This is a genomic window from Halolamina salina, assembly GCF_042678005.1.
GTDB classification, from domain to species: domain Archaea; phylum Halobacteriota; class Halobacteria; order Halobacteriales; family Haloferacaceae; genus Halolamina; species Halolamina salina.
Genome location: NZ_JBHUDH010000199.1, coordinates 1 through 2,874, shown reverse-complemented (window position 1 = coordinate 2,874; position 2,874 = coordinate 1). Strand labels below are relative to the sequence as shown.

Below are 2,874 nucleotides of genomic sequence, written 5' to 3'. Positions count from 1 at the left end.
AGGCCGCCGGCAGCGAGCGCGCGACCGCGAGGGCCGCGAGGCCGCCGGTCAGACAGATCGCTCCCGCCACCAGCGGGGGTCGCGGGCCGTAGCGGTCGCGAACCCAGCCCGCGGGGAACTGCCCGAGCGTCTGGAAGACGACGAACAGCGTGAACACGGTGCCGAGCGCCGACTCCGGCGCCCCCAGCCGGCTCCCGAGCGGGAGTCGGATCGACGACCAGCCGAACTGGTAGATCCCCGCGGCACCCATCGCCAGGGCCGCGGCGACGACCAACTCCCATCCCGAGAACCGAAGGTCGGTACGGTCCATTCCGCCGGCTACGCCACCCGGTCGGCCAGCGCCTCGGCCTGCTCCTCGGCGCGTTCTTTCACCGCCTCGGCGTCCAGCGTCTGAATCTCCCGGTCTTCCATCAGCACCTCGCCGTCACAGACGGTGTGCCGCACGTCCTGCCCGCTCGTCGCGTACGCGAGGTGGCTCACCAGATCGTGCTCGGGCGTCAGGTGCGCCGCGTCGAGATCGACGACCGCGAGATCCGCGTTCGCGCCCGCCTCGATCCGGCCGGAGTCGAAGCCGAGCGCCGCCGCCGACCCCTCGGTCGCCATCCGGACCGCCGCGCTCGCCGGGACCGCCGCGGCGTCGTCGGCGCCGAGCTTCCCGAGCATCGCGGCGTCGCGGATCTCGTCGAACATGTCGAGGTCGTTGTTCGAGGCGGCGCCGTCGGTGCCGAGGCCGACCGTGACGCCCGCGTCGAGCATTTCGGCGACGGGAGCGATCCCGGACGCGAGCTTGGCGTTCGAGGCCGGGCAGTGGACCGCGACGGCCTCGGAGTCGGCGAGGAGTTCGATCTCCTCGTCGTCGACGTGGACGCAGTGAGCGAGGAAGTCGCCGTCCGCGAGCAGGCCCACGTCCTCGGCGTACGCAAGCGGGCGAACGCCGCGCTCGTCGACGATCGGCGCGACCTCGTCCTCGGTCTCGTTGGCGTGGATGTGGACCGGGAGGTCGGCCTCGCGGGCGCGCTCGACGGCCTCTCGGAGGAGTTCCTCGTTCACCGTCGTCAGCGAGTGGGGCATCACCGCCGTCGAGATCCGGCCGCCGGCGAGGCCGTCGTACTGCTCGGCGAAGTTGACGCTCTTCTCCATGTCCTCGCGGGCGCCCTCCTCGGATTTGCCGACGGAGACGAAGCCGTGGCCGAGCATCGCGCGCAGGCCAGAGCTCTCGACGACGCCGGCGACGTGAGGCTCCTCGAAGTACATGTCGACGAAGCCGGTCGTCCCGGTGCGGATCATCTCGACCGCGGCGAGTTCGGTGCCGACGCGGATGTCCTCGGCGGTGAGTTCGCCCTCCGCGGGCCAGATGTCCTCCTGCAGCCACGCGTCGAGGGGCTTGTCGTCGGCGTACCCCCGGAGCAGCGTCATCGGGGCGTGGCCGTGGGCGTTGACGAGGCCGGGGACGACGAGGCCGCCGCCGGCGTCGAGCGTCTCCTCCGCCGTAGCGTCGATCTCGTCGGGGGCGGCGACGCGGTCGATGTCGCCCGTCGACTGGTCGATCAGCACGTCGGCCTCGGCGATCGAGTGGTCGGGGCGGAGCACGCGGCCGTTCGCGATACGGAGCGTATTCATGCCCGGGAGTGGCGGGGCCGGGGGCGTTAAGCCGTCGTTCCTCGACGCCGACGACAGCCGCGTGCTACACCGGCGCCGAGCCGATCAGCGCGATCAGACTGAACAGGATCGCGCCGAGGATGACGCTCACCGTGAAGTGGATGACGACGACGCCCGCGAGCAGCCGGCGGTTCAGGCCGTGGATGTAGCGGAAGGCGACGGCGTCGACGGCCAGCGCGGCGAGGAGGCCGAGCAGCGGCGAGAACTCGAACGTCGCCACGAGGAACGCGATCGCCGCGACCGGCGGCCCCACGATCGCGTGCGGGGAGAGCGACACGTCGCCGAGCAGGTTGCGGGCGGCGATGAAGGCGGTCAGCGAGAGGAAGGCGGCGAACAGCAGCCACGTCGCGATCACCGAGAGGGTCGTCGCCTGCAGCGTGGCCGGCTGGGAAACGGCGACCAAGGAGAGCACGCTGTCAGTCCAGCAGGCCGAGTTCGTCGAGCCGTTCGGTGATCACGTCGACGGCCTCGGCGGCGTCTGCCGGCTCCTTCCCGCCGGTGATGACGAGCTTGCCGGAGCCGAACAGCAGCGCGACCACGTCCGGCTCCTCCAGCCGGTAGACCAGCCCCGGGAACTGCTCGGGCTCGTACTCGATGCTCTCCAGCCCGAGGCCGATGGCGATAGCGTTGAGGTTCAGGCTCTCGCCGAGGTCGGCGCTGGTGACGATGTTCTGGACGGTGATCTCCGGGTCGTCCTCGATCGGGATGCTCAGCTCCCGCAGTTTGTCGAAGACGATGTGGAGGCTCTCGTGGACGTCGTCGGTCGACTTCGCACCGGTGCAGACGATCTTGCCCGAACGGAAGATCAGCGCGGCGGATTTGGGGTCCTGCGTGCGGTAGACCAGCCCCGGGAACTGCTCGGGGTCGTAGTCGGCGCCCTCCAGATCCATGGCGACACTCTGGAGATCGAGCTCTTGGCCGATGCCCGTCGAGGCAACGACGTTCTCGATGGTGATCGTCTCCTTGGGGTCGGTCATCGCTTTAAGGGTCGGCGGAGAGGTTTAAATAGGTTGGTGGGTCAGACGTGCCGGAACCCCCAGCAGGGGCGCCCACGGCGGAACGCCAGCCTCTTTCCGGCTCCCGACCCACCCTCGGGCGTGTACTGTCTCGAACTCGCCGGCGAGGACGACGCGTTCGCGGCCCGCGAGGCCGAAGCCGCCGCGGCGGGCGTTGAACTGCTCGCGCCCGGCCTCGCCCGTGCGGGCCACGTCGGCC

Annotated in this window: 4 protein-coding genes and 1 pseudogene; 1 reads left to right on the top strand and 4 read right to left on the bottom strand. The window is 70.6% G+C overall.

The genetic code is table 11. The annotated features are described in order from the left end of the window. The 4 genes from ACFR9S_RS14395 to ACFR9S_RS14380 form a co-directional block, all read right to left on the bottom strand. Positions 1–310, bottom strand: a 310-nt coding sequence (locus tag ACFR9S_RS14395; RefSeq protein WP_379818933.1) for an MFS transporter, incomplete at its 3' end; no start/stop codon positions are given. Between the two features lie 8 nt (positions 311–318). After that, positions 319–1,620 (bottom strand): amidohydrolase, encoded by a 1,302-nt coding sequence (locus ACFR9S_RS14390; RefSeq protein ID WP_379818932.1) that lies wholly within the window; start codon positions 1,618–1,620, stop codon positions 319–321. Positions 1,621–1,684: 64 nt separating this feature from the next. Then, positions 1,685–2,071, bottom strand: a complete 387-nt coding sequence (locus ACFR9S_RS14385) for a DUF7473 family protein (RefSeq protein WP_379732392.1) — start codon at positions 2,069–2,071, stop codon at positions 1,685–1,687. Positions 2,072–2,075: 4 nt separating this feature from the next. Next, positions 2,076–2,636 carry a TATA-box-binding protein gene (locus ACFR9S_RS14380; protein ID WP_379732391.1) on the bottom strand — a complete coding sequence of 187 codons (561 nt, stop codon included), beginning with the start codon at positions 2,634–2,636 and terminating at the stop codon, positions 2,076–2,078. A 120-nt stretch (positions 2,637–2,756) separates the two neighbouring features. On the opposite strand from ACFR9S_RS14380, the pseudogene ACFR9S_RS14375 reads away from it, so the two are divergent. Beyond that, positions 2,757–2,874, top strand: a pseudogene (locus ACFR9S_RS14375) (TIGR01177 family methyltransferase); the annotation flags it as partial.

Coding starts and splice junctions, on each gene's coding strand:
- ACFR9S_RS14380 (WP_379732391.1), bottom strand. CDS start 2,636: ATGACCGACCCCAAGGAGACGATCACCATCGAGAACGTCGTTGCCTCG.
- ACFR9S_RS14390 (WP_379818932.1), bottom strand. CDS start 1,620: ATGAATACGCTCCGTATCGCGAACGGCCGCGTGCTCCGCCCCGACCAC.